This window comes from Pseudomonas sp. KK4 (assembly GCF_001984065.1).
GTDB lineage: Bacteria > Pseudomonadota > Gammaproteobacteria > Pseudomonadales > Pseudomonadaceae > Aquipseudomonas.
The window spans coordinates 17,467-43,158 of record NZ_LYVP01000046.1 but is presented as its reverse complement, the minus strand read 5'-3'; the positions used below and the strand labels follow the sequence as shown (position 1 = coordinate 43,158).

Annotated in this window: 26 protein-coding genes; 2 read left to right on the top strand and 24 right to left on the bottom strand. The window is 60.6% G+C overall.

All coding sequences use genetic code 11. The features are described from left to right. Positions 1-64 precede the first annotated feature (64 nt). From B0W55_RS16730 to B0W55_RS16650, 17 genes are all read right to left on the bottom strand, one after another. On the bottom strand, positions 65-631 hold the full coding sequence (locus B0W55_RS16730; RefSeq protein ID WP_077047045.1) for a DUF1285 domain-containing protein: 567 nt from the start codon (positions 629-631) through the stop codon (positions 65-67). Positions 632-646: 15 nt separating this feature from the next. Then, entirely contained in the window at positions 647-1,255 is a 609-nt protein-coding gene (locus B0W55_RS16725; protein ID WP_077047044.1) for a DUF4823 domain-containing protein, read from the bottom strand. 145 nt (positions 1,256-1,400) lie between these two features. Continuing rightward, a complete protein-coding gene (locus B0W55_RS16720) occupies positions 1,401-2,369 on the bottom strand; it encodes a GTP 3',8-cyclase MoaA (protein ID WP_077047043.1) in 969 nt (322 codons plus the stop codon). A 138-nt stretch (positions 2,370-2,507) separates the two neighbouring features. After that, positions 2,508-3,146 carry a TetR/AcrR family transcriptional regulator gene (locus B0W55_RS16715; RefSeq protein WP_034149949.1) on the bottom strand — a complete coding sequence of 213 codons (639 nt, stop codon included), beginning with the start codon at positions 3,144-3,146 and terminating at the stop codon, positions 2,508-2,510. Between the two features lie 342 nt (positions 3,147-3,488). After that, positions 3,489-4,274, bottom strand: coding sequence for a TatD family hydrolase (locus B0W55_RS16710; RefSeq protein ID WP_077047042.1), 786 nt, complete (start codon positions 4,272-4,274; stop codon positions 3,489-3,491). 14 nt (positions 4,275-4,288) lie between these two features. After that, positions 4,289-4,645, bottom strand: a complete 357-nt coding sequence (locus B0W55_RS16705) for a PilZ domain-containing protein (protein WP_077047041.1) — start codon at positions 4,643-4,645, stop codon at positions 4,289-4,291. 42 nt (positions 4,646-4,687) lie between these two features. Continuing rightward, complete coding sequence (locus B0W55_RS16700; RefSeq protein WP_077047040.1) at positions 4,688-5,674, bottom strand: DNA polymerase III subunit delta'; 987 nt, start codon at positions 5,672-5,674, stop codon at positions 4,688-4,690. After that, the gene (tmk, locus tag B0W55_RS16695; RefSeq protein ID WP_077047039.1) at positions 5,667-6,299 is read right to left on the bottom strand and encodes a dTMP kinase; all 633 of its coding nucleotides are present in this window, start codon (positions 6,297-6,299) and stop codon (positions 5,667-5,669) included. Before tmk ends, B0W55_RS16700 begins: the two co-directional genes overlap by 8 nt. A gap of 19 nt (positions 6,300-6,318) precedes the next feature. Beyond that, a complete protein-coding gene (gene mltG, locus B0W55_RS16690; protein WP_077047038.1) occupies positions 6,319-7,542 on the bottom strand; it encodes an endolytic transglycosylase MltG in 1,224 nt (407 codons plus the stop codon). Positions 7,543-7,545: 3 nt separating this feature from the next. Then, complete coding sequence (gene pabC, locus B0W55_RS16685; protein WP_077047037.1) at positions 7,546-8,361, bottom strand: aminodeoxychorismate lyase; 816 nt, start codon at positions 8,359-8,361, stop codon at positions 7,546-7,548. After that, positions 8,361-9,605, bottom strand: coding sequence for a beta-ketoacyl-ACP synthase II (fabF, locus tag B0W55_RS16680; RefSeq protein WP_077047036.1), 1,245 nt, complete (start codon positions 9,603-9,605; stop codon positions 8,361-8,363). The genes pabC and fabF overlap by 1 nt, the downstream gene beginning before the upstream one ends. Before the next feature lie 107 nt (positions 9,606-9,712). After that, positions 9,713-9,949: an acyl carrier protein gene (gene acpP, locus B0W55_RS16675; RefSeq protein ID WP_077047035.1), complete on the bottom strand. Its 237-nt coding sequence runs from the start codon at positions 9,947-9,949 to the stop codon at positions 9,713-9,715. A gap of 196 nt (positions 9,950-10,145) precedes the next feature. Next, positions 10,146-10,886, bottom strand: coding sequence for a 3-oxoacyl-ACP reductase FabG (gene fabG / locus B0W55_RS16670; protein WP_077047034.1), 741 nt, complete (start codon positions 10,884-10,886; stop codon positions 10,146-10,148). Between the two features lie 16 nt (positions 10,887-10,902). After that, complete coding sequence (gene fabD / locus B0W55_RS16665) at positions 10,903-11,841, bottom strand: ACP S-malonyltransferase (protein ID WP_077047033.1); 939 nt, start codon at positions 11,839-11,841, stop codon at positions 10,903-10,905. A 125-nt stretch (positions 11,842-11,966) separates the two neighbouring features. Continuing rightward, positions 11,967-12,977, bottom strand: a complete 1,011-nt coding sequence (plsX, locus tag B0W55_RS16660; protein ID WP_077047032.1) for a phosphate acyltransferase PlsX — start codon at positions 12,975-12,977, stop codon at positions 11,967-11,969. Positions 12,978-12,981: 4 nt separating this feature from the next. Next, the gene (gene rpmF, locus B0W55_RS16655) at positions 12,982-13,164 is read right to left on the bottom strand and encodes a 50S ribosomal protein L32 (RefSeq protein WP_003179396.1); all 183 of its coding nucleotides are present in this window, start codon (positions 13,162-13,164) and stop codon (positions 12,982-12,984) included. A 13-nt stretch (positions 13,165-13,177) separates the two neighbouring features. Then, positions 13,178-13,705: a YceD family protein gene (locus B0W55_RS16650; protein ID WP_007942001.1), complete on the bottom strand. Its 528-nt coding sequence runs from the start codon at positions 13,703-13,705 to the stop codon at positions 13,178-13,180. A 105-nt stretch (positions 13,706-13,810) separates the two neighbouring features. Here B0W55_RS16650 and B0W55_RS16645 point away from each other — a divergent pair, with 105 nt between their 5' ends. Continuing rightward, positions 13,811-14,389, top strand: coding sequence for a nucleoside triphosphate pyrophosphatase (locus B0W55_RS16645; protein ID WP_077047031.1), 579 nt, complete (start codon positions 13,811-13,813; stop codon positions 14,387-14,389). A gap of 68 nt (positions 14,390-14,457) precedes the next feature. On the opposite strand, the gene B0W55_RS16640 is transcribed toward B0W55_RS16645, so the two are convergent. Genes B0W55_RS16640 through rluC form a run of 3 tightly spaced genes read right to left on the bottom strand, consistent with a single transcriptional unit; the run spans position 14,458 to position 17,083 of the window. Further along, positions 14,458-15,447 carry a S49 family peptidase gene (locus B0W55_RS16640; protein WP_077047030.1) on the bottom strand — a complete coding sequence of 330 codons (990 nt, stop codon included), beginning with the start codon at positions 15,445-15,447 and terminating at the stop codon, positions 14,458-14,460. 24 nt (positions 15,448-15,471) lie between these two features. Continuing rightward, positions 15,472-16,134, bottom strand: a complete 663-nt coding sequence (locus B0W55_RS16635) for an HAD-IA family hydrolase (protein WP_077047029.1) — start codon at positions 16,132-16,134, stop codon at positions 15,472-15,474. Continuing rightward, positions 16,121-17,083, bottom strand: coding sequence for a 23S rRNA pseudouridine(955/2504/2580) synthase RluC (gene rluC / locus B0W55_RS16630; RefSeq protein ID WP_077047028.1), 963 nt, complete (start codon positions 17,081-17,083; stop codon positions 16,121-16,123). The genes B0W55_RS16635 and rluC overlap by 14 nt, the downstream gene beginning before the upstream one ends. Before the next feature lie 701 nt (positions 17,084-17,784). On the opposite strand from rluC, the gene rne reads away from it, so the two are divergent. Further along, positions 17,785-21,012: a ribonuclease E gene (gene rne, locus B0W55_RS16620; RefSeq protein WP_077047026.1), complete on the top strand. Its 3,228-nt coding sequence runs from the start codon at positions 17,785-17,787 to the stop codon at positions 21,010-21,012. 175 nt (positions 21,013-21,187) lie between these two features. Here the strand turns inward: rne and B0W55_RS16615 are convergent, their stop codons facing one another. Genes B0W55_RS16615 through B0W55_RS16600 form a run of 4 tightly spaced genes read right to left on the bottom strand, consistent with a single transcriptional unit; the run spans position 21,188 to position 25,546 of the window. After that, complete coding sequence (locus B0W55_RS16615) at positions 21,188-21,784, bottom strand: NTP transferase domain-containing protein (protein ID WP_077047025.1); 597 nt, start codon at positions 21,782-21,784, stop codon at positions 21,188-21,190. Next, a complete protein-coding gene (locus B0W55_RS16610) occupies positions 21,781-22,764 on the bottom strand; it encodes an XdhC family protein (protein WP_077047024.1) in 984 nt (327 codons plus the stop codon). The genes B0W55_RS16615 and B0W55_RS16610 overlap by 4 nt, the downstream gene beginning before the upstream one ends. Then, positions 22,764-25,079 (bottom strand): xanthine dehydrogenase family protein molybdopterin-binding subunit, encoded by a 2,316-nt coding sequence (locus tag B0W55_RS16605; RefSeq protein WP_077047023.1) that lies wholly within the window; start codon positions 25,077-25,079, stop codon positions 22,764-22,766. Before B0W55_RS16605 ends, B0W55_RS16610 begins: the two co-directional genes overlap by 1 nt. Continuing rightward, on the bottom strand, positions 25,076-25,546 hold the full coding sequence (locus tag B0W55_RS16600; RefSeq protein WP_077047022.1) for a (2Fe-2S)-binding protein: 471 nt from the start codon (positions 25,544-25,546) through the stop codon (positions 25,076-25,078). Before B0W55_RS16600 ends, B0W55_RS16605 begins: the two co-directional genes overlap by 4 nt. Positions 25,547-25,692 lie beyond the last annotated feature (146 nt).

Sequence of the window (25,692 nt, the reverse complement as noted above, 5' to 3'; positions counted from 1 at the left end):
GTGTCAGTCGATCATCATGGTGACTGATACACCGCTTTCGCGAGCAAGCCCGCTCCCACAAAGGTTATGCGTCGGGTTCGAGGCCGATGGGGAAGAATTCGCCGCCGCTCCACACGCCCAACCAGCGTTGGCCGTCGATCTCACGGCTCACCGCCAGCTCCACCAGTTGGTAGAACACATTGCGGTGGATCAACGCTTCGAGGTTGGTGCGCACGTGCACATAAGGCGCAGGTTCCTGGGTGTCGGGATCAATCATCACGCGAATCGGGTGTTCGGCGCCGGCTTCGGTGGTCTCCTCGACGTTGGTGGTAAAGCGCAGGACCTGGCTGTCGCCCTCGCCTTCCACCTCGACGGCAATCGCCACGAAGGGTGCGTCGTCGACCTTGATGCCGACCTTTTCGACCGGGGTGATGAGGAAATAATCGTCGCCGTCGCGGCGGATGATGGTGGAGAACAGCTTGACCATCGGCTTGCGCCCGATCGGCGTACCCAGGTAGTACCAGGTGCCGTCGCGGGCGATGCGCATGTCGATATCGCCGCAGAAATCCGGGTTCCACAGGTGGACCGGCGGCAAGCCTTTGGTCTTGGGGATTTGCCCCAGCAGGTCGTTGGCTTTTTGCGGGCCACTCATGGCGTTCTCCTTGGATTACTGGTCGCTGAGCCCCAGCAGGCTGCGAGCGTATTGCTCAAGCGGCGGGCCCATCAGGTCTTCTGGCTTTTCGTCGTGGAACGTCAGTAAACCGCCACGACTCTTGATACGCGCAGTATCAATCAAATACTGGGTGCTGGTCTCGATCAACATGATCTGAATCACGCCGGTGTCGACGCCCAGGCGATCCACGGCCTCTTGATCCAGCCATTCGTCCGAGTTGCCGATGCGATCATCGGACTTGGCGAACCGGGTGTAGAGCAGGTAATGAGCACCGGCGGAACGGGCTTCACTCATGGCCTGGTCCAGGCCTTCCGGCGCCCGCGCGCGGCGGACCATCGGGAAGTATTCGATGAAACCGTCGAAGGCGACTTCGGCAATGACATTGGGACGTGGGTAAACGGCGCTGCCCGGCGGCGCGAAGGCGCCTTGGGCGATGTAGACGAACGAGTCTGGCTGAATGCGCAGATTGTTCACACGGCGGCTGTCGCTGTGATCCAGCAGACCCGCGTCGCTCATGTGATAGCGAGTCCCTTCGGCCATATCGCTGACATTCATGCAGCCGCCAAGCGCCAAAACGGCCAGCAGCAAAACCAGGCTACGCATCCTATCCTCCAGTGGCCGGTGTCGGAAAACCGGCGAATGGCCGTGGGATGCAGCTTTTGCGCCAGTCCTGAGAACAGGGTTATTTCCAGATTGATAGCGCTGCCTTTGTGGCGATGGAGCTTGCCCCCTCGCCACAAAGGCCAGATCAGCCGCCGATGATTTTCATGACGGTCGCGCCGCCGGAGAACGCCACTTCCTGTTTGTCGCCCAAGGCTTTCACCAGCAGGCGCTGTAGCGCAGGCAGTGCCTGATGACGCGGCTTGTCCAGCAGATCACCGACGTAGTGACGGTTGCTCGATGACAGGCAGCCATGCAGCCATCCGGTAGAGGACAGGCGCAAGCGCGAACAGGTCCGGCAGAACGGCACACTTTCGTTGGCGATCACGCCGAAATACCCGCGCCCCGGAATCTCATAGCGCACTGCCGTGGCATCGACCGGCGCATTGGCTTGCAGGTATTCGTGGCGCTCACCGATCAGGCTCAGCAGCTGTTGAAGGCTGACGAACTGTTGCAGGAAGGCGTTGGAGTCACTGGCCAGGTGGCCCATGCGCATCAGTTCAATGAAGCGCAGTTCATAGCCGCGCTCCAGGCAGTAATCCAGCAGCGGCATTACCTGGTCGAGGTTTTGACCGCGCAGCGGCACCATGTTGACCTTGATCTTCATACCGGCTGCGCGGGCCTGTTCCATGCCATCGAGCACCGTCGCCAGATCGCCGCCACGGGCAATGCTGCGAAACGCACTGGCGTCCAGGGTATCGAGGGAAACGTTGATGCGCCGAATGCCGGCATTGACCAGAAGTGGCAGCTTTTTGGCCAACAATTGGCCGTTGGTGGTGAGGCTGATGTCTTCCAGGCCCATCTGCCCGACTGCGGTCATGAAGGTTTCGAGTTTAGGGCTGACCAGCGGCTCGCCACCGGTGATGCGCAAACGCTCGATGCCGGCGGCTTCGATCAGATAGGCCACGCCGCGAGCCATGGCCTCGGCCGACAGCTCATCCTGCGCCGCCACCAGCCGCTTGCCGTTGGGCACGCAGTAGGTACAGGCGTAGTTGCAGGCTGAGGTCAGGCTGACACGCAAGTTGCGAAAACGCCTGCCTTGACGGTCGACGATCATGATGACTCCGGCGGAAGACTGTTTGGATCGCTAAAACTTGACTCACAATTCAAGTTTTAGCAAGTCCCATACCTGAGTATATTCCTGCGGCACTTCGCCATGTAGCTAAATCATGGCGAAATCAGGCAGCTGAATGACTCAGCTGCTCGGAGTGTCGGTGTCGCGTTTGCGCTTGTTGCCCATGCGTACGCCGATGTCCATCAGGAACTGGAAGAAGCCTTCCTGATCTTCCAGCACATTGCTCCAGAACGGCGAGTGATACAGCGCCACGGCACCGTGCACCAATGCCCAGGATGCGCAGTAGTGGAAGTATGGCGGTACGTCTTCAAGCTTGCCTTCGCTGATCCGGCCCTTGATCAGCAGGGTCAGGCGTTCGAAGTTGGAGGCGCGGATCTTGTGCAGCTCCTCGATCATCTCCGGAACCTGATTGCCCTTGACGACCTTTTCTTCCAGGCGATCGAACAAGCGATAACGTTGTGGATCGCGCATGCGGAATTCGAAATAGGCGCGGGACAGGGCTTCCTTGTCCTTGTCGACGTCGGCCGAATGCAACAGCTCGTTCAAATCGCGCTCGTAGTCGAGCATCAGGCGCAAGTAGATCTCGGCCTTGGACTTGAAGTGTTTGTAGATTGTGCCTTTGCCGATACCGACGGCATCAGCAATCATCTCGACGGTGACACTGTCTTCACCTTGTTCGAGGAACAGCTTGAGCGCGGTATCGAGAATTTCTTGCTCGCGGCGACGAAACTCACGGACCTTACGAGGTTCTTTATGCATAAGAAAAGGTCTGTAGGGGTCAAAATTCGAAGCCGCGTATTATGCCTAAATTACGCAAAAATGCACGGATCATCCGACCATATCTGTGTTTCTTGAGTATTTCCTGCACGGTCGGCGGTTGATGAGAACTCTTCTGAAGCGGCCGTATTCCAAATTTGTTTAAAAACGGCGGCTGACAAACTGGACTGGCTGAAATACTGATCAATACTTGAACTGTCGGCGGGGCATCTCCCCCAAGTGCTACGCCGATATTGGTACCAACGGACCGCGTACCATTGTTTTACTCCTAATGGTCTTAACCCGGATTCACCCCCCAGAACCCGGGTTTTTTTTGCCTGCGATTTAAACCTTCACATGAGCCAGCGGGAACAGACGCTTGAAGTTTTCCGTGGTCTGCTCGGCAAAGCGCTCGTAGGACTCACCGCGCAACATCGCCAGAAACTCTGCCACTTCCCGCACATACTGCGGCAGGTTCGGTTTGCCACGATGCGGAATCGGTGCCAGGTACGGCGAATCGGTTTCCACCAGCAATCGATCGGCTGGCACCTTGCTCGCCACATCGCGCAGCGCATCGGCATTGCGGAAGGTGACGATGCCAGACAAGGAAATGTAATACCCCATGTCCAGCGCGGCCTTGGCCATGTCCCAGTCCTCGGTGAAGCAATGCAGCACGCCGGCCTGGGGCAACGCCGCCTCACGCAGCAGGTTCAGGGTATCGGCGCGGGCGCCACGGGTGTGGATGATCACCGGTTTGCCGGTGTGCTGCGCGGCCTCCAGATGCAGCCTGAAGGACGCCTGCTGCAACTGGGCCGCTTCGGGCTCGTAGTGGTAGTCCAGGCCGGTTTCGCCGATCGCCACCACACGCGGGTGATTGAGTTCATGCAGCAGCCAGTCCAGCGCCGGTGCCGCACCGGGCTGTACATCCAGCGGATGCACGCCCACCGAGCAGTCGACATCGTCATAACGCTCGGCCAGGGCTTTGACGTCGGCGGCATTGTCGGCGCTGACACCGATACACAGAAAGTGCCCTACCCCGCGCTGACGCGCCGCATCGAGTGCGGCATCCAGGGAGCCGTCGTGGGCGGCGAGGTCGAGGCGATCAAGGTGGCAATGGGAATCTACGAGCATAAAAGGACTGCAACTTACATCGTATGAGTAGGACGGTCGGACTTCAGGGCTCCGGCCAGATGGGTTTCGATGCGACTGCGCGCAGTGTTGTCGCCGTCATTGAACTGCACGCCGACCCCGGCGGCGCGGTTGCCCTGGGCACCTTTGGGGGTGATCCAGGTGACTTTGCCGGCCACCGGGATCTTTTCCGGCTCGTCGAACAAGTGCAGCAACATGAACACCTCATCGCCCAACCTGTAGCTCTTGTTGGTCGGGATGAACAGGCCGCCATTCTTGATGAACGGCATGTAGGCCGCGTAAAGCACGGATTTGTCCTTGATGGTCAGGGACAAAATCCCGTTGCGTGGCCCCGGACTGACAGATTCATTCATGCTGACCTCCCCTGCTGTTTCCCAGAGTCTAGGCCCAGACGGCTATCTCTGGGTAGGCAACGATGCCCATTGCACCAGTAATGCCTCAAGCAACAACACCCGGTTGAGGTTGGCCTTGCTCAATACTTTCTGGCGCTGGGCGAGGATCCAGTCCTGAATGGCGAGGACTTTGTCCTGGGCGGTTTTCTGCGCCAGGTACTGAACGACCTTGCGCATGTCCGTCAGGCCCAACCCTTCTTCATCCTGAGTGAGTTGATAGCGCAGGATCAGGCTCGACCAGTCGCAGAACCAGTCGAACAGCAGCAGCAACGGAATCGCATTCCAGCCTTCAGCCAGCTGCGTTGGCGATTGTTGCTGCTTGAGCAGTTTCTTTACGCCGTCGACCACCAGTGCCCGCTGCTCACGCACCCCCTGGGCCTGCAGGTTGACGGCGGCCAGCGGCGAACCGGCGGCCAGGGTCAGCAGCTCGACGCGCTCGTCTTCCGAGCAGTCCGGCAATGATTTGGCCAGCCACGCCAGGCTCATGGCCTCGCTCGGCAGCGGGCAAGCCTGCTGCACGCACCGGCTCTTGATGGTTGGCAACAGGCGGCTGGGTTGATGGCTGACCAGCAGCAGCACCGTGTCGCCGGAGGGCTCTTCAAGGCTCTTGAGCAGCGCGTTGGCGGCGTTGATGTTCATCGACTCGACCGGCTCGATCAGCACCACCTTACGCCCGCCCAACTGCGCGGTCTGCACCACGAAGCTGACCAGGTCGCGAACCTGATCGACCTTGATCGCCTTGTCGGCTTCTTCCGGTTCCAGAATGTAGTTGTCGGGATGACTGCCGGCCTTGAGCAGCAGGCAGGACTTGCATTCACCACAGGCGTTTTGCGCGACAGGGCGCTGGCACAGCAGGAGGGCCATCAGACGCTCGGCCAACGCCCGCTTGCCGATCCCGGCCGGGCCATGCAGCAGATAGGCGTGGGCGTGCTGGGTACGACCTGCCAGTTGCTGCCAGAGGCTGTCCTGCCAGGGATAGGCTTCAGCCACGGGCCAACTCCAGCAGGCGTGGCAACAGGGCATCCAGCGATTGCTGAACCTGGGCCAGTGGTTGTGCCGCGTCGATCAGCTCATAGCGCACAGGCTCGGCCGCCGCGCGCTTGAGAAAGGCCCTGCGCACCGCATCGAAAAAGGTCCGGCCCTCGAGCTCGAATCGATCCAGGCGTCCACGGGCGCTGGCGCGGGCCAGGCCCACTTCCACCGGCAGGTCGAAAATCAACGTCAGGTCAGGCCGCAGATCGCCCTGAACGAAAGCTTCCAGAGCCTCGATACGCTCCAGTGACAGGCCGCGGCCACCGCCCTGATAGGCGTAGGTCGAGTCGGTAAAACGGTCGCACAGGACCACCGCGCCACGGGCCAATGCCGGGCGAATCACCTCGGCCAGATGCTGGGCGCGAGCGGCGAACACCAACAACAATTCGGTATCGGCATTCATCACCTCATCGACCGGCGCCAGCAACACCTCGCGGATGCGTTCGGCCAATGGCGTGCCACCCGGCTCGCGCGTCAGCACGACCTCGATACCCGCGGCGCGCAGGCGCTCGGCGAGGTATTCGCGGTTGGTGCTCTTGCCGGCGCCTTCCGGGCCTTCCAGGGTAATAAACAAGCCAGTCACAGGCAGTCCTTAGTCAGAGTCATTGCGGGCTTTGCGATGCGTTCGGTTCCGGCTCGGGTGCAGGCGCCGGCGCTTGCGGCTGTACCGGCGGCAGAACGTCGGGCGCGGGATTGGGCGAAGCTGCCGGGATCGGTGCCTCATCCGGCCGGGCCTGAGCATCCGGCGCTTGCGGGTCGGCAGCCGGGGCCTGTGCAGCCTCGGTGCCATTGACCGGCGCAGGGCTGGAACGATAGTCAGCGCGACGCTTGAGCTGGAATTCGCGCACGGCGTTGTTGTGGGCGTCCAGGTCATCGGAGAACACGTGACTGCCATCTCCCCGCGCCACGAAGTAAAGGCTGTTGCCGGCCATTGGATTGAGCGCGGCGTGAATGGCCTCGCGACCGACCATCGCAATCGGGGTCGGCGGCAGGCCAGCGATCACATAGGTGTTGTAGGGCGTCGGTTCTTTGAGGTGCGCGCGGGTCAATTTGCCGCTGTAGCGATCACCCAGGCCATAGATGACCGTCGGATCGGTCTGCAAGAGCATGCCGATCGCCATGCGCCGCACGAATACCCCGGCAATCTGCCCACGCTCCTGAGGCACGCCCGTTTCCTTCTCCACCAGCGAGGCCATGATCAAGGCTTGATAGGGTTCGGTATACGGAGCATCAGCGGCGCGCTGGCTCCACTCCTTGGCCAGGACGTCCTCGAGACGCTCGTAGGCGGTTTTCAGCAGCTCGGCATCGCTCATGCCCCGCACGAAGCGGTAGGTGTCCGGGAAGAAACGCCCTTCAGGGAACATCCCGGGATGACCGAGCCTGTCCATGACCTGGCTGTCGCTCAACGTATCGAGGGTGTGTTCCAGCTTCTCTTCCTTGGCCAGGGCAGCGCGGACCTGCCGGAAATTCCAGCCTTCGACCAGGGTCACGCTGTACTGGACCATTTCCCCACGCTTCCACAGATCGATCAGACCTTCGACGGTCATGCCGGGCAGCATGCGGTACTCACCGCTGTGCAGGGGTTGCCTGGGCAGATTGAAGCGCCAGTAAACGCGCAACCAGAAGGAGTCTTTGATGAGGCCGTCGGCTTCGAGTCGCAGGAAGGTGCGATTGGGCGTGGTGCCCTTGGGTACGTCCAGCAGTTCTTCCTGGGTGATGTTCAGCGGCTGCACCAGCGCCGAATGAATTTTCCAGGCCGAAGCGCCCAACATCAGCCCCGCCAGAACCAGTCCGGTTTCCAGCAGCAGCAAGAATTTACGTCTCACGTATCAAGCATCCAGTAGCGCGTGGGCAATGGTTTGGAGTTTACGGGTGAGCGGGCCAACCGGCCAGCGAGTTGCAGCATAGGCATGCACCGGCCACACGCCATACACACTGTTGCAGACAAAGACTTCATCGGCCTGCTGCAGCTGTTCGAGGGTGATATCAGTGACGTGCGTGGGAATGCCCAGAGACTCGGCTTGAAACAATAATTCGGCACGCATCACGCCTTCCACGCCACAACGCGTCAGATCCGCGGTGATCAACCCGCCATCGCGCACCAGGAACAGGTTACTGAACACACCTTCAATCACTCGTCCTTGCTGATCGAGCATCAAGCCTTCGGCATGGTCGCTGTCTTGCCATTCGGCGCGGGCCATCACTTGCTCCAGGCGGTTCAAGTGCTTGAGACCGGCGAGCAGCGGCTGGATGGAAAGTCGCGTGGTGCAGGGGAACAGGCGAATGCCTTGCACCCGATGGGCGACCGGGTATGCCGCAGGAGGATTACCCGACAGGATACGACGAGCCTGGGCCGAGGGGTCAAATGCGTAGCCTCGCAGGCTGTCGCCGCGGGTCACGATCAGTTTGAGCACGCCCTCTTCCAGTTCAGCGGCGTAGGTCATTAGCTCCTCGACCACCGCCTCATGATCGAGGTTGAGCGCCAACCGCTGGCAGCCCCTGGCCAAACGCATCAGGTGCCGATCCAACAGTATCGGAAAGCCGTCACGCACGGCGATGGTCTCGAAAAGTCCGTCGCCGTACGCCAGGCCGCGATCCTTCAGCGACAGCGCGTCAGCTGGTTGACCGTCGACCCAGGTGTCCATCAGCCTGCGAACCGACGGAACACCAGCGAGCCGTTGGTGCCGCCAAAACCGAAGGAGTTGGACAGGACCACATCGATATCCATTTGGCGCGCAGTGTGCGGCACAAAATCGAGATCGCAGCCTTCATCCGGCTCATCGAGGTTGATGGTCGGCGGCGCGACCTGGCTGTTGATCGCCAGCACGCTGAAGATTGCCTCCACCGCGCCTGCCGCACCCAACAGGTGACCGGTCATGGACTTGGTGGAGCTGACCGCCAGCTTGTAGGCGTGATCGCCGAACACCGACTTGATCGCCTGGGCTTCAGCGAGGTCGCCGGCCGGGGTCGAGGTGCCGTGGGCGTTGATGTATTGCACTTGATCGCCATTGATCTTCGCGTCGCGCAGCGCATTGGTGATGCAACGGGCAGCGCCCGCACCATCGGCCGGTGGCGAAGTCATGTGGTAGGCGTCGCCACTGGTGCCGAAGCCGATCAGCTCGGCATAGATGGTGGCGCCACGGGCCTTGGCATGCTCCAGCTCCTCCAGAACCAGCGCACCGGCGCCATCGGACAGCACGAAGCCGTCACGGCCCTTGTCCCATGGACGGCTGGCGCGGGTCGGCTCGTCGTTGCGGGTCGACAGTGCGCGGGAGGCACCGAAGCCACCCATGCCCAGACCGCAGGCAGCCATCTCGGCGCCGCCGGCAATCATTACGTCGGCTTCGTCGTACATGATGTTGCGCGCCGCCATGCCAATGCAGTGCGTACCGGTGGTACAGGCTGTGGCAATGGCGTAGTTAGGCCCCTGTGCACCCAGATGGATGGACAGGAAACCGGAAATCATATTGATGATCGAGCCGGGTACGAAAAACGGAGAAATCCGTCGTGGACCGGTCTCGTGCAGCGTGCGGCTGGTTTCTTCGATATTGGTCAGACCGCCAATACCCGACCCCATGGCCACGCCGATGCGCTCACGGTTGGCGTCGGTGACTTCCAGACCGGCGTTGCGTACTGCCTGAAAGCCTGCGGCCAGACCGTACTGAATGAACAGGTCGAGTTTGCGAGCTTCCTTGACCGACAGGTATTCCTCGACATTGAAGCCCTTTACCGAGCCGCCAAAACGGGTGGAATAGGCAGAAAGGTCGGTGTGTTCGATCAGACCAATGCCACTGCGGCCAGCCAGAATGCCCTGCCAACTGCTTGGCACATCCGTGCCCAGTGGCGACAACATACCCATACCGGTGACTACGACGCGTCTACGCGACACAGCACTCTCCTTTTTTCAAATGACGACTTTGCATCAGGCCTAAAGAAAAAACCGCACGCCATAGGCAGTGCGGTTTTTCCATGACAGCGAGCAACGATTACAAACTATTACGCCTGGTGCGTAGTAACGTAGTCGATTGCAGCTTGTACAGTAGTGATCTTTTCAGCTTCTTCGTCAGGGATTTCGGTCTCGAATTCCTCTTCCAGAGCCATCACCAGCTCAACGGTGTCAAGGGAGTCAGCACCCAGGTCTTCAACGAAGGAAGCGGTGTTGACCACTTCTTCTTCTTTAACGCCCAGTTGCTCGGCAACGATTTTCTTGACGCGCTCTTCGATGGTGCTCATACCTTGTTTTCACTCCTAATGGACAAATTCAGGCAGCTGGCCAGTGGGTAAGTGTATAGAAAGCCTTTTCAGTTTTTCAACTGAAAGCTTCACTCCTCAAACCCTGCAGCCCTCTGCCTATAAATAGATTGCAGCTTTATAACGGATTTTAGACAGCTCGTATGACATTTTTTTGAAGCAATCCGTCACATTTAACCTACATGTACATCCCGCCGTTCACCGGGATTGTAGCCCCAGTCACGTAAGCCGCACCGTCGGATGCAAGAAAAGCGACCACAGACGCGATCTCTTGAGCTTGACCCAGACGGCCCAGCGGAATTTGCGTCTGCAAGGCTTCACGCTGTGCCTCGGGCAGTTCGCGGGTCATATCGGTGTCGATGAACCCTGGGGTCACCGAGTTTACCGTAATCGAACGCGAACCGACTTCACGCGCCAGAGCACGGCTGAAACCTTCCAGGCCGGCCTTGGCGGCAGCGTAGTTTACTTGGCCTGCGTTGCCCATGGCACCCACAACCGAGCCAATACTGATAATTCGTCCCCAGCGGGCCTTGGTCATGCCGCGCAAAACGCCCTTGGACAGGCGGAACAGACTGTTCAGGTTGGTATCGACAACGTCATGCCACTCGTCGTCTTTCATGCGCATCATCAGGTTATCGCGGGTGATACCGGCATTGTTGACCAGGATCGCCGGCGCACCGAACTGCTCCTGAATGCTCGCCAGCACCGCCGCAACGGACTCGTCGCTGGTGACGTTGAGTTCAAGGCCGGTGCCCTGAATGCCGTTTTCCTTCAGGGTGGCGGCGATGCGCTCTGCACCCGAGGCCGAGGTCGCGGTGCCGACAACGATGGCACCCTGACGACCCAGTTCCAGGGCGATAGCCTGGCCGATACCGCGGCTGGCACCGGTAACCAGTGCAACTTTACCTTGCAGACTCATGCAAGCTTCTCCTGATTCAGGCCAGCGCTGCGCGTGCGGCAGCGAAAGCATCTGGGGTATTGAGGTTGGATGTCGATACGCCATCGGCGCAGCGTTTGTTCAGGCCGGCAAGCACTTTGCCCGGGCCGCATTCGACCAGGCTGGTCGCGCCCTTGGCGGCCAGCGCCTGGACCGACTCGACCCAGCGTACTGGCTTGTAGAGCTGCTCGAGCAGATCACGCTTGAGGGTTTCCAGATCCGCGGGCACTTCGGCGCTGACGTTCTGTACGACAGGAATCTGTGGCACTTGCCAGTCGATGGCGGCGATCGATTCGGCGAAACGCTCGGCGGCCGGACGCATCAGCTCGCAATGGGACGGTACGCTGACCGGCAACGGCATGGCGCGCTTCGCACCACGGGACTTGCAGCCCTCGATGGCACGCTCGACCGCAGCCTTGGCACCGGCGATCACCACCTGGCCCGGGGAGTTGAAGTTGACCGCGCTGACCACTTCGCCTTGCGCCGCTTCGGCACAGGCGGCCAGCACGTCGGCGTCTTCCAGACCGAGGATCGCGGCCATGCCGCCCTGCCCGGCCGGAACAGCCTCTTGCATCAGCTTGCCACGGGTCTCGACCAGCTTCACCGCGTCGCCCAGGCTCAGGCTGCCGGCCGCGACCAGCGCGCTATATTCACCCAGGCTGTGACCGGCAACGTACGCCGGACGCGCACCGCCTTGCGCCAGCCACAGGCGCCACAGGGCGATAGAGGCCGTCAGAATGGCAGGTTGGGTTTTATCGGTTTGATTGAGTTGCTCTTCCGGCCCTTGCTGGGTCAGAGCCCACAGGTCATAGCCCAGGGCATCAGAAGCTTCTTTGAAGGTTTCGAGGACAATCGGATGTTGCGCGCCCAACTCGGCCAGCATGCCGAGGGACTGCGAACCCTGTCCCGGAAAGACGAATGCGAGGGAAGCAGACATGTAACAAGCCCCTAATGATCTTGTCGTCGGAGAATTGGTGTCCCGCAGTGGGGACACAAGAAACTGACAGTTGGATGGCCCATTGAACTGAGCGGTCACATTTAAGCATTGTCCGACGAAAACGCCTAAAGCAACAAATCCTCCAGACGACCGTGAATACGTTCCGGGAGGTTTTCCTGTATCTCGATCAAGGCACGGGAAATCGCACTCTGAAAGCCCTGCACCCCGGCAGAACCATGGCTTTTCACGACAATGCCCTGCAATCCGAGGAAGCTCGCACCGTTATGCCGCGCCGGTGCCAGATCGGCCTGCAATCGTTTCATCAGCGGCAAGGCCAATGCGCCAACCATGCGCGACGGCAGGCTTTTCTTGAACAATGCCTCGATTCGTCCGGCAATCATGGTGGCCAGACCCTCGCTGGACTTGAGCAGGATATTGCCGACAAAGCCGTCACACACCACTACATCCGCCTCGCCGCGGTACAGACCATCACCCTCGACAAAGCCTATGTAGTTGATGCCTCGGGCCGCCTGCAACAAAGTGGCGGCCAGCTTGACCTGCTGATTGCCCTTGATGTCTTCGGTGCCGATATTGAGCAAGGCTACACGGGGACGGACAATGCCAAGGGTTTCAGCGGCGACCGAGCCCATGACTGCAAACTGCAACAGATGCTCGGCGCTGCAATCGACGTTGGCGCCCAGGTCGAGCAACTGGCAATAGCCCTTTTGCGTCGGGATCGCCGCGACCATCGCCGGCCTGTCGATGCCTGGCAACGTCTTGAGCACGAATCGCGACAGCGCCATCAACGCCCCGGTATTGCCGGCACTGACACAGGCCTGGACCTTGCCGTCGCGCAACAACTCCAGTGCCACGCGCATGGATGAATCAGGCTTGCCGCGCAGGGCCTGCGAAGGCTTTTCATCCATGGTGATGACTTCTGAAGCCGGCGTTATCGACAGGCGCGCGCGATCCACGGCCGATTGGCCAGCGATCAATTCTTCAAGTAAGGAGGGTTGACCGACGAGGGTCAGGTGCAGCGAGGGGGTAGCAGACAGGCAAGCGATACTGGCCTGGACAATGCTGCGGGAACCGAAGTCCCCGCCCATTGCGTCAATCGCGATGACTTGAGCGGACAAGTGATTACTCGTCAGCGCCCTTGTCGATCACTTTACGGCCACGGTATACGCCTTCTGGCGATACGTGGTGACGCAGGTGAACTTCACCGGTGGTTTTTTCTACAGACAGGGTGCTAGCCTCGAGAGCGTCGTGCGAACGGCGCATGTCACGGGCAGAGCGGGATTTTTTGTTCTGCTGAACAGCCATAATTGATTAACTCCTAAACGTTTGGGTCACGCTTTAACTGCGCCAATACACTGAACGGGTTGGACCGCGTTACCTCGTCCTCGCTCGGTTCGGGCTCATCTGCTCCCGCCGGCTGCTGGCATTCTTCCGGATGATGAGCAGGCACAATGGGCAAGGCGAGCAGAAGCTCCTCCTCGATCAGTGACTGCAGATCCAATGGATCTTCGCCCAGTTCCAGCACGTCATAACCTTTCGGCAACGACTGGGTATTCGCACCCTCCTTCACCACAGCATAACTGCATTCGCTATGGATCGGCAGGGTGACCAGCTCAAGACAACGCTGGCAAACCATTTTGACTTCAGTGTCGATAAAGCTGTGAATCACCACAGATTTACGTTCATCTCGTTCAAAAACGAATTTAGCCTGCACCGTACCGACATTGTCGGAAAGCGGGTCGCAGAGTCTCTCCAAATCGGCCAGCAGCATTTCACCTTGAAGGGTGGTGCCACGGTCAGCCAATTTGCGCGGGTCAACGTGAGGTGGAATCGGGTCATTCAACATAGGCGCAGCATTATAGGGATGCCCCCGCCCATGTCAAAGGAAATTCAGCCCTGTCCGTCACTTGCAACGCTCCGCTAGAATCCACGCCTGCCTTTGGAGATGTGCATGCTGCCTTTATTACTCGCTTCCAGCTCTGTCTATCGCCGGGAATTGCTGGCCCGCCTGCGCCTGCCGTTCATCTGCAGCTCGCCTGATATCGATGAAAGCCACAGCCCAGGCGAATCTGCCGTTGATCTGGTCAAACGCCTCGCCGAGGAGAAGGCCCGGGCGCTGGCCGCCAGCCATGCCGCTCATCTGATCATTGGCTCCGACCAGGTCGCGGTGCTTGGCGACCGGATCATCGGCAAGCCCCATACCTTCGAAAAAGCCCGGGAACAACTGCTGGCCGCCAGTGATGCCAGCGTGACATTCCTTACAGGCCTCGCCGTACTGAACAGCAAAACCGGCCATTGCCAGGTCGACTGCGTACCGTTCACGGTGCACATGCGCGAACTCGACAACGCCCGCATCGAACGCTACCTGCGCGCCGAACAACCCTATGACTGCGCTGGCAGCTTCAAAGCGGAAGGGCTGGGGGTCAGCCTGTTCCAGAGCACCGACGGCCCTGACGCCACCAGCCTGGTCGGCCTGCCGCTGATTCGCCTGGTCGACATGCTGTTGGCCGAAGGAGTCGAAATCCCCTGAGTGCCGCAGCCCTTTAACCCCTCAAAAAAAAACCGGCCACGAAGGCCGGCTTTTTTACAGCCCTGAAATCAACGCAATGACGGACCGCTGAACCCCATCCACATCGCCAGGTGCTCAGCCACACTGGCACCCAGCTTTTTCGAAAAGCGATCGAACGGCGATTCCTGAACGGTGAAATCCACCAGTTCCTTTTCGCCAATCACATCACGGGCGACCGAGCTGGCATTGCCCAGACCATCGATCAACCCCAGCGGCAGCGCCTGCTCACCGCTCCAGACCAGACCGGAGAACAACTCCGGATGCTCCTTGTCCTTCAGGCGATCACCACGTCCCTGCTTGACGCTATTGATGAACTGCTTGTGCGTGGTGTCGAGCACGCCTTGCCAGAACGCCGTCTCTTCAGGCTTCTGCGGCTGGAAAGGATCAAGAAACGACTTGTGCTCGCCAGACGTATAAGTGCGGCGCTCGACGCCCAGCTTCTCCATGGTCCCGACAAAGCCGTAACCGGCAGCTGTCACACCGATAGAGCCCACCAGACTCGCCTTGTCGGCATAAATCTGATCGGCGGCACTGGCGATGTAGTAAGCGCCGGAAGCGCCGAGATCGGAAATCACCGCGTACAGCTTGGTATCCGGGTGCAGACCACGCAGACGACGAATCTCGTCATAGACATAGCCCGACTGCACCGGGCTGCCGCCAGGGCTGTTGATACGCAGGATAACGCCCTTGACCTTGGTGTCCTCGAAAGCGGCTCGCAGGCTGCCGACGATATTGTCGGCGCTGGCCGGCTCCTTGTCGGCGATCATGCCGGTCACATCGATCAGCGCCGTATAGGTACCGCTGCGGGTGGCAGCCTTCTCCATGTCCATCAACGGCGAGAACAAGGCCAACGCGACAAACAGGTAAACAAACGTCAGCAGCTTGAAGAAAATCCCCCAGCGGCGGGAGCGACGCTGTTCCTGCACACTCGCCAGCAGAGTCTTTTCCAGCAGCTTCCAGCTTTTTTCGTCACCGCTGTCTGCGCTCGACTTGGCGGGCGCCTTCCATTCGTCGGTCATGCCATCTACCCCAGCAAAAACGTATTAAGCCTGCTGACTCAGCCAGGCATGCAATTCTGTAAAGCGATCAATGGCCAGCCGTGGCTCGAACAACTTCAGCGCTTCGATCGACTGAGCACCGTAGCTGACGGCCACCGAATCCATCCCGGCATTGCGCGCCATCTGCAAATCGAAGGACGAGTCACCGACCATCAGCGCCTGCTCCGGGCGGACCTCGCAGTGTGCCAGGATTTGCTCGAGCATCAGCGGATGCGGCTTGCTGGCGGTTTCATCCGCAGCACGGGTGATGTCGAAGTAATCCTCCCAGCCGTGGGACTTCAGCACACGATCCAGCCCGCGACGCGCCTTGCCCGTGGCGACTGCCAGATGGTAACCCTCGGCCCTGAAAGCCTCGAGCGACTCGACGACACCCTCGAACAACGGCGAAGGCACCGCCTCGGACGCGACGTAGTGGTCTGCATAGTGCTGACGAAACGCCACCAGCTCGGCATCGCCAATGTCGGGATACAGGGTCCGGATCGCCTCTGGCAACCCCAGACCGATGATGCCCTTGACGGCAAAATCATCGCGCAACTCAAAACCCGATCGCTCGGAAGCGACATGCATCGCCTCGACAATCCGACCAATGGAATCGGCCAACGTGCCATCCCAATCGAAGATCAACAGTTTGTAATCAGATGGGTGCACTCAGGCGCTCCACGGTTTTGGCCCACATCTCGTCGACCGGCGCCTGCAGTTTCAGCTCGCCACCATCGGGCAACGGCACGGTCAGCATGTAGGCGTGCAGGAACAGCCGCTTGCCGCCCAGATCGCGAATTTCCTTACTGAAATCGTCATCGCCATATTTGGTATCGCCGGCAATGCAGTGACCGGCATGCAAGGTATGGACACGTATCTGGTGAGTGCGGCCCGTGATCGGCTTCGCTTCAACCAGGGTGGCAAAGTCGCCGAAACGACGCAGGACCTTGAACACGGTCACCGATTCCTTGCCCTCCTCCTCATCGACTTCGACCATACGCTCGCCGGAGCGCAGATTGCTCTTGCCCAGCGCCGCGCGAACCTGCTTGATCGAGGATGCCCAATTGCCGCGAACCAGGGCCATGTAGCGCTTGTCGACGCCATCGCCGCGCAAGGCCGTGTGCAAGTGACGCAGCATGCTGCGCTTTTTGGCGATCATCAGCAGGCCGGAGGTGTCACGGTCGAGTCGGTGAACCAGCTCGAGCTCCTTGCAATCGGGACGCAACTGACGAAAGGCTTCGATCACCCCGTAATTCAAACCGCTGCCACCGTGAACGGCAATGCCGCAGGGCTTGTTGATCACGATCAGCGCCTTGTCTTCATAGACAATCGAAGCTTCGAGCCGCTGCAACAGACCTTGAGCCAGAGGCACCGGCTCGTCCCGTTCAGGCACGCGAACCGGCGGCACGCGCACGATGTCGCCCGCCTGCAGCTTGTATTCAGGCTTGATCCGCCCCTTGTTCACCCGCACTTCGCCTTTGCGCAAAATGCGGTAAATCAAGGTCTTGGGCACGCCTTTGAGCCGAGCGAGAAGGAAGTTGTCAATACGTTGGCCGGCATATTCCGGCGAGACCTCAAGCAGTTGTACGCCTGGAGTCGGGGGGGCAGTAGTCGTCATGGCGCGGATGATATCAATTTTTTATGGAATTGAAGCACTTAATCATTACTGCTATAGTCGCGAACGCCGCCAAAAGCGGCCTGGACAGCGGACCAACGGTCAAAAACCGACCCTGACCAACGCAATTCACCAGGACGCGAGGCCGTCCTACGGGGCTTTCGCTACGTAACGGTGGAGTTTGCAGGTGTAACGAGCGCAGGTGACATGAGGCCTGAATCACGCCGCGAAGCAGAGTTTTCACTCGCTACGCGAGCTCATATTCACGGCCAGTTCACAAAGTGCAGTCAGCTGCGAATGACCCCGAGCGATCGCTTCGGAAACAACGCCTAAATTAGCCATGATGCGTGACCTCCCCTTTCGGAGCTCACGGTAAATGCCAACCCGCTGCGGATTCTGCGCGCGGCAGCACCCGAATTATCAGGGATACGTGTAGGGTGGAGATGCACAACCGCTGGACTGTGTAGCAATAGGCTTTATCAAGACGCTTCATCTCGTCCACAGCCGCCGGTTGATTCCTCCTCCTGACTGAGTGCTTAAGTAGCCACAGCAAGCAGGACGCGTACGTCGCGATGCAGGCCCACATTGGCCGGACATCGCTGGACACGGGAATGGCCAACCACTCCCGACGCACCTGACACCGACCGTGAGAAGTCGTGTGTGCCGAACGCCGTTTCCGGCAGCCCGGAAACCGACGGTACTACATGAAAAGAATGCTGATTAACGCAACTCAACCCGAAGAGTTGCGTGTTGCACTGGTAGATGGCCAACGCCTCTACGACCTGGACATCGAATCCGGTGCACGCGAGCAGAAGAAAGCCAACATCTATAAAGGCCGGATCACTCGCATCGAACCAAGCCTTGAAGCTGCCTTTGTCGATTTCGGCTCTGAGCGCCACGGCTTCCTGCCACTCAAAGAAATCTCCCGCGAATACTTCAAGAAAGCCCCCGAAGGCCGCGTCAACATCAAGGACGTCCTGAGCGAAGGCCAGGAAGTCATCGTTCAGGTCGAAAAAGAAGAACGTGGCAACAAGGGCGCCGCCCTGACCACCTTCATCAGCCTGGCCGGTCGTTATCTGGTGCTGATGCCGAACAACCCGCGTGCCGGCGGCATCTCCCGTCGCATCGAAGGCGAAGAGCGCAACGAACTGCGCGAAGCCCTGAACGGCCTGGTTGCCCCGGCCGACATGGGTCTGATCGTGCGCACGGCCGGCCTGGGCCGCAGCAGCGAAGAAATGCAGTGGGACCTCGATTACCTGCTGCAGCTCTGGACCGCCATCAAGGAAGCCTCGCTGGATCGTTCCGCGCCATTCCTGATCTACCAGGAAAGCAACGTGATCATCCGCGCGATCCGCGACTACCTGCGCCAGGACATCGGCGAAGTGCTGATCGACAGCGTTGAAGCCCAGGACGAAGCCCTGACCTTCATCCGCCAGGTCATGCCGCAGTACGCCAGCAAGATCAAGCTGTACGAAGACAGCGTTCCGCTGTTCAACCGTTTCCAGATCGAAAGCCAGATCGAGACCGCCTTCCAGCGCGTCGTCGAACTGCCTTCCGGTGGCTCCATCGTTATCGACCCGACCGAAGCCCTGGTGTCCATCGACATCAACTCGGCGCGCGCCACCAAAGGCAGCGACATCGAAGAAACCGCCCTGCAGACCAACCTTGAAGCCGCCGAAGAAATCGCCCGTCAGTTGCGCCTGCGTGACATCGGCGGTCTGATCGTCATCGACTTCATCGACATGACCCCTGCCAAGAACCAGCGCGCCGTGGAAGAGAAAGTCCGCGAATGCCTGGAAGCCGACCGCGCCCGCGTGCAAGTCGGTCGCATCTCGCGCTTCGGCCTGCTGGAAATGTCCCGTCAGCGCCTGCGTCCGTCCCTGGGTGAAAGCAGCGGCATCGTTTGCCCACGCTGCAACGGCACCGGCATCATCCGTGATGTTGAATCGCTGTCGCTGGCCATCCTGCGCCTGATCGAAGAAGAAGCCCTGAAAGACCGCACCGCCGAAGTTCGCGCCCAGGTGCCAATCCCGGTAGCCGCGTTCCTGCTCAACGAAAAACGCAACTCGATCACCAAGATCGAACTGCGCACCCGCGCCCGCATCGTCATTCTGCCGAACGATCACCTCGAAACGCCGCACTTCGAAGTTCAGCGTCTGCGCGATGACAGCCCGGAAGCCGCCACCAACCAGTCCAGCTACGAAATCGCTGCTGCCGCTGCCGAAGTGGAAGAAGTCCAGCCAGCCGCTGCGACCCGCACCCTCGTTCGCCAGGAAGCCGCGGTCAAGACTGCACCAGCGCGTGCCAATGCTCCGGTCCCGACTGAAGTCGTGGCGCCTGTTGCCGCACCGGTCGCTGCGCCAGAGCCGAGCCTGTTCAAAGGCCTGGTGAAGTCGCTGGTCAGCCTGTTCGCCACCAAGGAAGAGCCTGCCGCGCCGGTCGTCGTTGAAAAACCGGCCGCCGAGCGTCCTGCCCGTAACGAAGAACGTCGCAACGGTCGTCAACAGAGCCGCAACCGTAACGGTCGCCGCGATGAAGAACGCAAGCCACGTGAAGAACGTGCACCGCGTGAAGAGCGCGCACCACGTGAGCCACGCGAAGAGCGCCAGCCACGCGAAGCTCGCGAAGTCCGTGAAGTACGCGAAGAAACCCCAGCGGTAGCCCGCGAAGAACGCGCACCACGCCCACCGCGTGAAGAACGTGCGCCACGTGCCCCACGTGAAGACCGCAAGCCACGTGGCGAGCGTGAAGAACGTGTACGCGAACTGCGTGAGCCACTGGATGCTGCTCCGGCCGCCACTGCTACCGCCGAAGAACGTCCTGCCCGTCAGCCACGTGAAGAACGCGCTCCACGCCCACCGCGTGAAGAACGCCAGCCACGTGCCGAGCAAGCCGCTGCTGCAGTCGCTGAAGAAGAGCTGCCAACCAACGAAGAGCAACTGCAGGAAGACGGTCAGGACGGCGCCGAAGGCGATCGCCCACGCCGCCGCTCCCGTGGTCAGCGTCGTCGCAGCAACCGTCGTGAGCGCCAGCGTGATGCCAACGGCAACGTGATCGAAGGTTCGGAAGAATCCGAAAACGGCGAAAACGCTGAAGCGCCAAGCAGCGCCGATCTGGCCGCAGGCCTGGCTGTGACCGCAGCCGTTGCCAGCTCCGTGATCAGCGCTCCGGCCGAAGCACAGGCCAACGAGCAAGCCGAACGCGCCACCGCCGCTCTGGAAACAGCTCCAGTTGAAGCGCCGGTCGTTGAAGCCAGTACTCCGGTCGAAGTCACCGCTTCGCCAGAAATCGAAGTGGCGCCGGTTCGTGAAGCACGCCCTGAAGTTGAAGCGGCTGCCGAGCCTGCTGTAGTCGCCGAAGCGCCTGCGGTTGTTGCAGAGCCTGCTGTTGAAACTGTCGCTGAAACCGTGACTGAGACCGTTCGTGAAGTCCGCGAAGAGCAAACGGCGTTCAACTGGGTGTCCGAGCCAGCCGTCGTCGAGGCTCCAGCGCCAGTCGCTGAAGCCGGAGTGGCGCCAGAAGTGGTCTCCGAGCCGGTTGTTGTCGCTGCCGAGCCAGCGCCGGTAGTTGAAGCGCCAGCGGTGGTTGAAGCGCCTGCTCCAGTGGCTGAAACTGCCCCTGTCAGCGCCTTGACCCCTAGTGGCCGTGCACCGAACGACCCGCGTGAAGTGCGTCGTCGCAAGCGTGAAGCCGAGCGCCTGCAGAAGGAAGCCGAACTGGCCGCCGCTGCCGCACCCGCTGAAGTGGTTGCCGCTGCCGAACCAGCCCCGGTTGTTGCTGAAGTGGTCGAGGCAGCCCCTGCCCCGGCTGTAGAAGCTGCTGCCGAGCCAGCTGAGTCGGTCATCCACGAAGCACCGCGCTCCGTGCAGGACGCCGTAGAGCAACACGAACAGGCCCAGGAAAAAGAACACGAGACCAAACCTCTCGTCTGATTCCACAAGCCACTGAAAAGCCCCGCCTGGTGATGCCAGGCGGGGCTTTTTTTATGCGAGTGTAAAAAACACAAATCCCTGTGGGAGCGGGCTTGCTCGCGAATGCGGTGTGTCTGTCGACTTCACGGGTGACTGATCCACCGCTTTCGCGAGCAAGCCCGCTCCCACAAGGGATCTAGGCTGACAGAAAGACCAGTTTCTGCGGCACATCCACGTCCCACAAAACACCGGGATCATCGACTGCCACTTCCACGATCTGCCCCTGCGCAAACAACGATTTGGCCCCGCGGTCACCGGATAGCGCCATCAATCCGGGGGCAAAATGGCGTCCAAAGCCGACCGGATGCCCATATGCGCCATCCTGCACCGGCACGCTGATGCAATTGTCCGCCATCTGTGCCACGACCTGCTCGATGCTTGAAGGCCGGATGAACGGCATATCCCCCAACACCATCAACCAACCCTCTAACTGCGAGCACGCCGCCACCCCGGCCGCAATGCTGTCACCCATCCCGGTCGACTCGATCAGAACGATCTCGCAACCATAGGCCTGAGCCATGCGAATCACCTGCGGGCGATCCTCGGTGGTCACCACTACGCGCTTGCCCAGGCCAACCGGCAAATTCACCAATACCTGCTCGATCACCGACCGCACGGCACCGTCACGCCCGGAACAGTCCGCCAGCAGCTTGTCCTTTTCATTGCCGGCAACCTGCCTGAACCGACTGCCCCTCCCCGCGGCGAGCACAATCACACCGATGGGCTGGTTCATACGCGCTCCTGCAGGGGCTTCTTCTGTTTCAGTTCGACGCCATTCTTGACCGCCACGATTTCGGCCATCAACGACAAGGCGATTTCCGCCGGATTATGGCTGCCGATGTGCAAACCGATCGGACCGTACAGCCGTTCAATGGACTGGGGCGCCAAGCCGAGCTGCGCCAGATTATCCCGTCGTTTCTGGCTGTTGACCCGCGATCCCAGGGCACCAACATAGAAAGCCCTGGAATCCAGGGCCGTGAGCAAGGCCATGTCATCCAGGCGCGGATCGTGGGTCAGGGCGACGATGGCGGTGCGTTCGTCGGTCTGGATGTTCAGCACGGCCTCGTCAGGCATGCCCGAGACAAACCGGCCGTGCTGTTCCTCCCACCCGTAGACGAATTCGCTGCGCGGATCACAGATCAGCACCTCGAAATCCAGCAGACGGGCCATTTGCGCCACATAGCGCGACAACTGCCCCGCGCCGATCAGCAACAAACGCCAGCGCGGACCGTAAATGGCCCGCAACGTCTTGCCATCGAAGGCCAACACATCCGCTTTGTCGGCTGGCTGCAACACCACCTCACCGGTGACGATATCCAGCGAACGCGCGACGATCTGATGGTCTTCGCACCTGGCCAGCAAGTCAGCGACCCAGGAGGGATCGCCCACGCGCTCTTCGGTCAGGCGCAAGGTGCCGCCACAGGGCAAACCGAAACGGGCGGCTTCCTCGCGGGTTACTCCGTACGTGATCAGCTGCACCGGCGGCCCGTCAGTCGGGATACGACCGTCATGCAAACGCGCGATCAGGTCATCCTCGACACAACCGCCGGACACCGAGCCAATCACCACGCCGTCTTCGCGCAACGCCAGCATGGCGCCAGGCGCCCGGGGCGCGGTGCCCCAGGTCTGGACCACGCTATACAGCACCACCCGCTGGCCAGCGCGGCGCCACTCCAGCACGCTGCGCAATACATTCAGATCGGCACTGTCCATCAGGCTTTGTTCCAGCCCTGCAACTGGTAACGCACCGGCAGGTCACGGATGCGTTTGCCCGTGGCGGCGAAGATCGCGTTGCACAGCGCCGGAGCGATCGGCGGTACACCCGGCTCGCCGACACCGCCCAGCGGCACAGTGCCCGGCGGCGTCACCAGATGCACGGCGACTTCCTTGGGCGCCAGGGACATGCGCGCCACTTCATACATGTGGAAGTTGTCCTGCTGGACCTTGCCGTCCTTGAAGCTGATTTCGCCCAGCACCGCATTGCCCAGGCCCATGACGCAGGCGCCTTCGAACTGCGCACGAATCCGCTCGGGGTTGATTTGCGGCCCGCAATCCACAGCGATGTCGGCTTTGTGCACGATCAAGGTGCCATCGTCTTTGACTTCGACTTCGATCACCGCCGCCACGTAGGTCACGAAGCTGTAATGCACCGCCAGCCCCAATCCTCGGCCTTTGGGCAACTCGCGCCCCCAACCGGCGGCCTTGGCGGCGGTTTCCAGTACCGTGCGCAAACGCCCTGTATCGATCGGATAGCGCTCAGGGGACTCGCCGTAGTTCCACTCCTCGCTCAAGGTGCGCGGATCGATCTTGCGGTCCGGGCCGAGCAACTTGATCTGGTACTTGAGCGGGTCTTCCTTGGCCTTGTGCGCCAGCTCATCGATGAAGCTCTGGATCGCAAAACCGTGAGGGATGTTCGACACCGAACGGTACCAGCCCACGCGCGTGTGGACCGTCGCTTCAGGGTTTTCCAGACGCACGTTGGGAATCGCGTAGGCCATGTTGGTGAAACCCATGCCCAACTCGAACGCCGCCTCGTGATTCATGTTCGGCGCGAACAACGCGGTGATGCTCGGCGCAACAGTACGGTGCAACCAGCCGGACGGCAGGCCATCCCTGTTCAGGCTGGCCTTGAGGTGCTCGACCGACACGGTATGGAAATACGAGCAATGGATGTCGTCTTCACGGGTCCATTGCACCCGCACGGCCTTGCCGGGGAATTCCTTGGCGAGGATGGCCGCTTCGATGATGAAGTCCGGCTTGGACTTGCGACCGAAACCACCGCCGAGCAAGGTGACATTGAACGTCACGTTATCGAAGGGCAGGCCCAGGCGTTCGCCAATCCGCTCGCGAGTCACCTGCGGCGCCTGACTCGGCCCCCAGGCTTCGCACACGCCGTCCTTATAACGGGCGATGCCAACCATCGGCTCCATTGGCGATTGCGACAGATGCGGCAAGTAATAGGACGCTTCAAGGGTGCTGTCGGCAGTTTTCATCGCTTCGTCGATGTTGCCGGTATTACGCACGACCTTGCCGGGTTTCAGCGAAGAGGCTTCCAGTTCCTTGCGATAGGCGATCGAGTCGTAACTGGCGTTGGGGCCGTCATCCCATTCGATTTTCAGCGCCTCGCGGCCCTTGATCGCCGCCCAGGTGTTGTTCGCCACCACGGCGATACCGCCCAACGGCTGAAATTCCGATGGCAACGGACGGCTCTCGATCTGCAGGACCTTGACCACGCCGGGGACTTTCATCGCCTCTGCACCGTCGAAACTTTTCACCTTGCCGCCATACACCGCCGGCCGGGCAATGGCGGCGAACAGCATGCCGTCGAAATGCACGTCGGCGCCATACACGGCGCGACCGTTGACGATGTCGTCACCGTCGATGGCCTTGGTGCCTTCCTTGCCGATGTAGCGAAACTCCGAAGGCTGCTTGAGCCGCAGGCTGTCCCGCGGCGGAACTGCGAGGGCACTGGCAGCGGTGGCCAGGGCGCCGTATTCCAGCTCACGACCGGATGGCGTGTGGATGACCTTATGCAGTTGCGCATGGCATTCGCCGACCGGCACTTTCCACTGATCAGCGGCGGCCTGTTCCAGCATCGCCCGCGCGGCGGCGCCGCAACGGCGCATCGGTTCGAACCAGTGACGCATGCTGCGCGAACCGTCGGTGTCCTGGTTGCCGTAGCGCACTTCGTCACCCGGCGCCTGCTTGACCTTGACCCGCGCCCAGTCGGCTTCCAGCTCGTCGGCCACCACCATGGTCAGGCTGGTGCGTACGCCCTGGCCCATCTCCGAGCGGTTGCACATCACGGTCACGGTGCCATCCGTGGCAATGCTGACGTACACCTTCGGATCGTCGATCCACTTGTTAGGCATGCCGTCGGCGCCGTATGCCTTCTGGGCCTCTTCGGCAAATACGTCCTGCCAACCCCAACTCGCGGCCACCACCAACGCACCGGTGGCGCCCACGCCTTTGAGAAACCCACGCCGGCTGAGATTGCTCAGGGCGAAATCATTCGGTAGGCGGTTCATGCCTTGGCCTCCTTCAAGTGAGTGGATGCCTGGCGAATCGCGGTCTTGATGCGGTTGTAGGTGCCGCAACGGCAGATGTTGCCGACCATGGCCTCTTCGATCTGTTCGTCGCTGGGGTTGGGGTTGGTCTTGAGCAGCGCGGTGGCTGACATGATCTGCCCGCCCTGGCAGTAGCCGCACTGGGCTACGGCCGTATCGAGCCAGGCTTGCTGCACGACCTTGCCGACCGGATCGGCATGCAGGTTGTCGATGGTGGTGACGTTCTGTCCGACCACCGAACCGATCGGCGTGATGCAGCTGCGCGCCGGGGCGCCTTGGATATGGATGGTGCAGGCACCGCACAGGCCCATGCCGCAGCCGAATTTGGTGCCGTTGTAACCGGCCACGTCACGGATCGCCCACAGCAGGGGCATGTCCTCGCTGACGTCGAGTTGATGGTCTTGACCATTGAGTTTCAGGGTAATCATGGGCACGCCCGCATAGTATTGGGTTATGGGGTCGAGCAATCTGCCGCCGGACATCGGCGGTTGGCATCACGCAGATCGACTCAGGCTAAGGAGGCTCTCTTATGCGGACGGGAACGTCTGCACCGGGCCTTTGGTGGAATAAATGC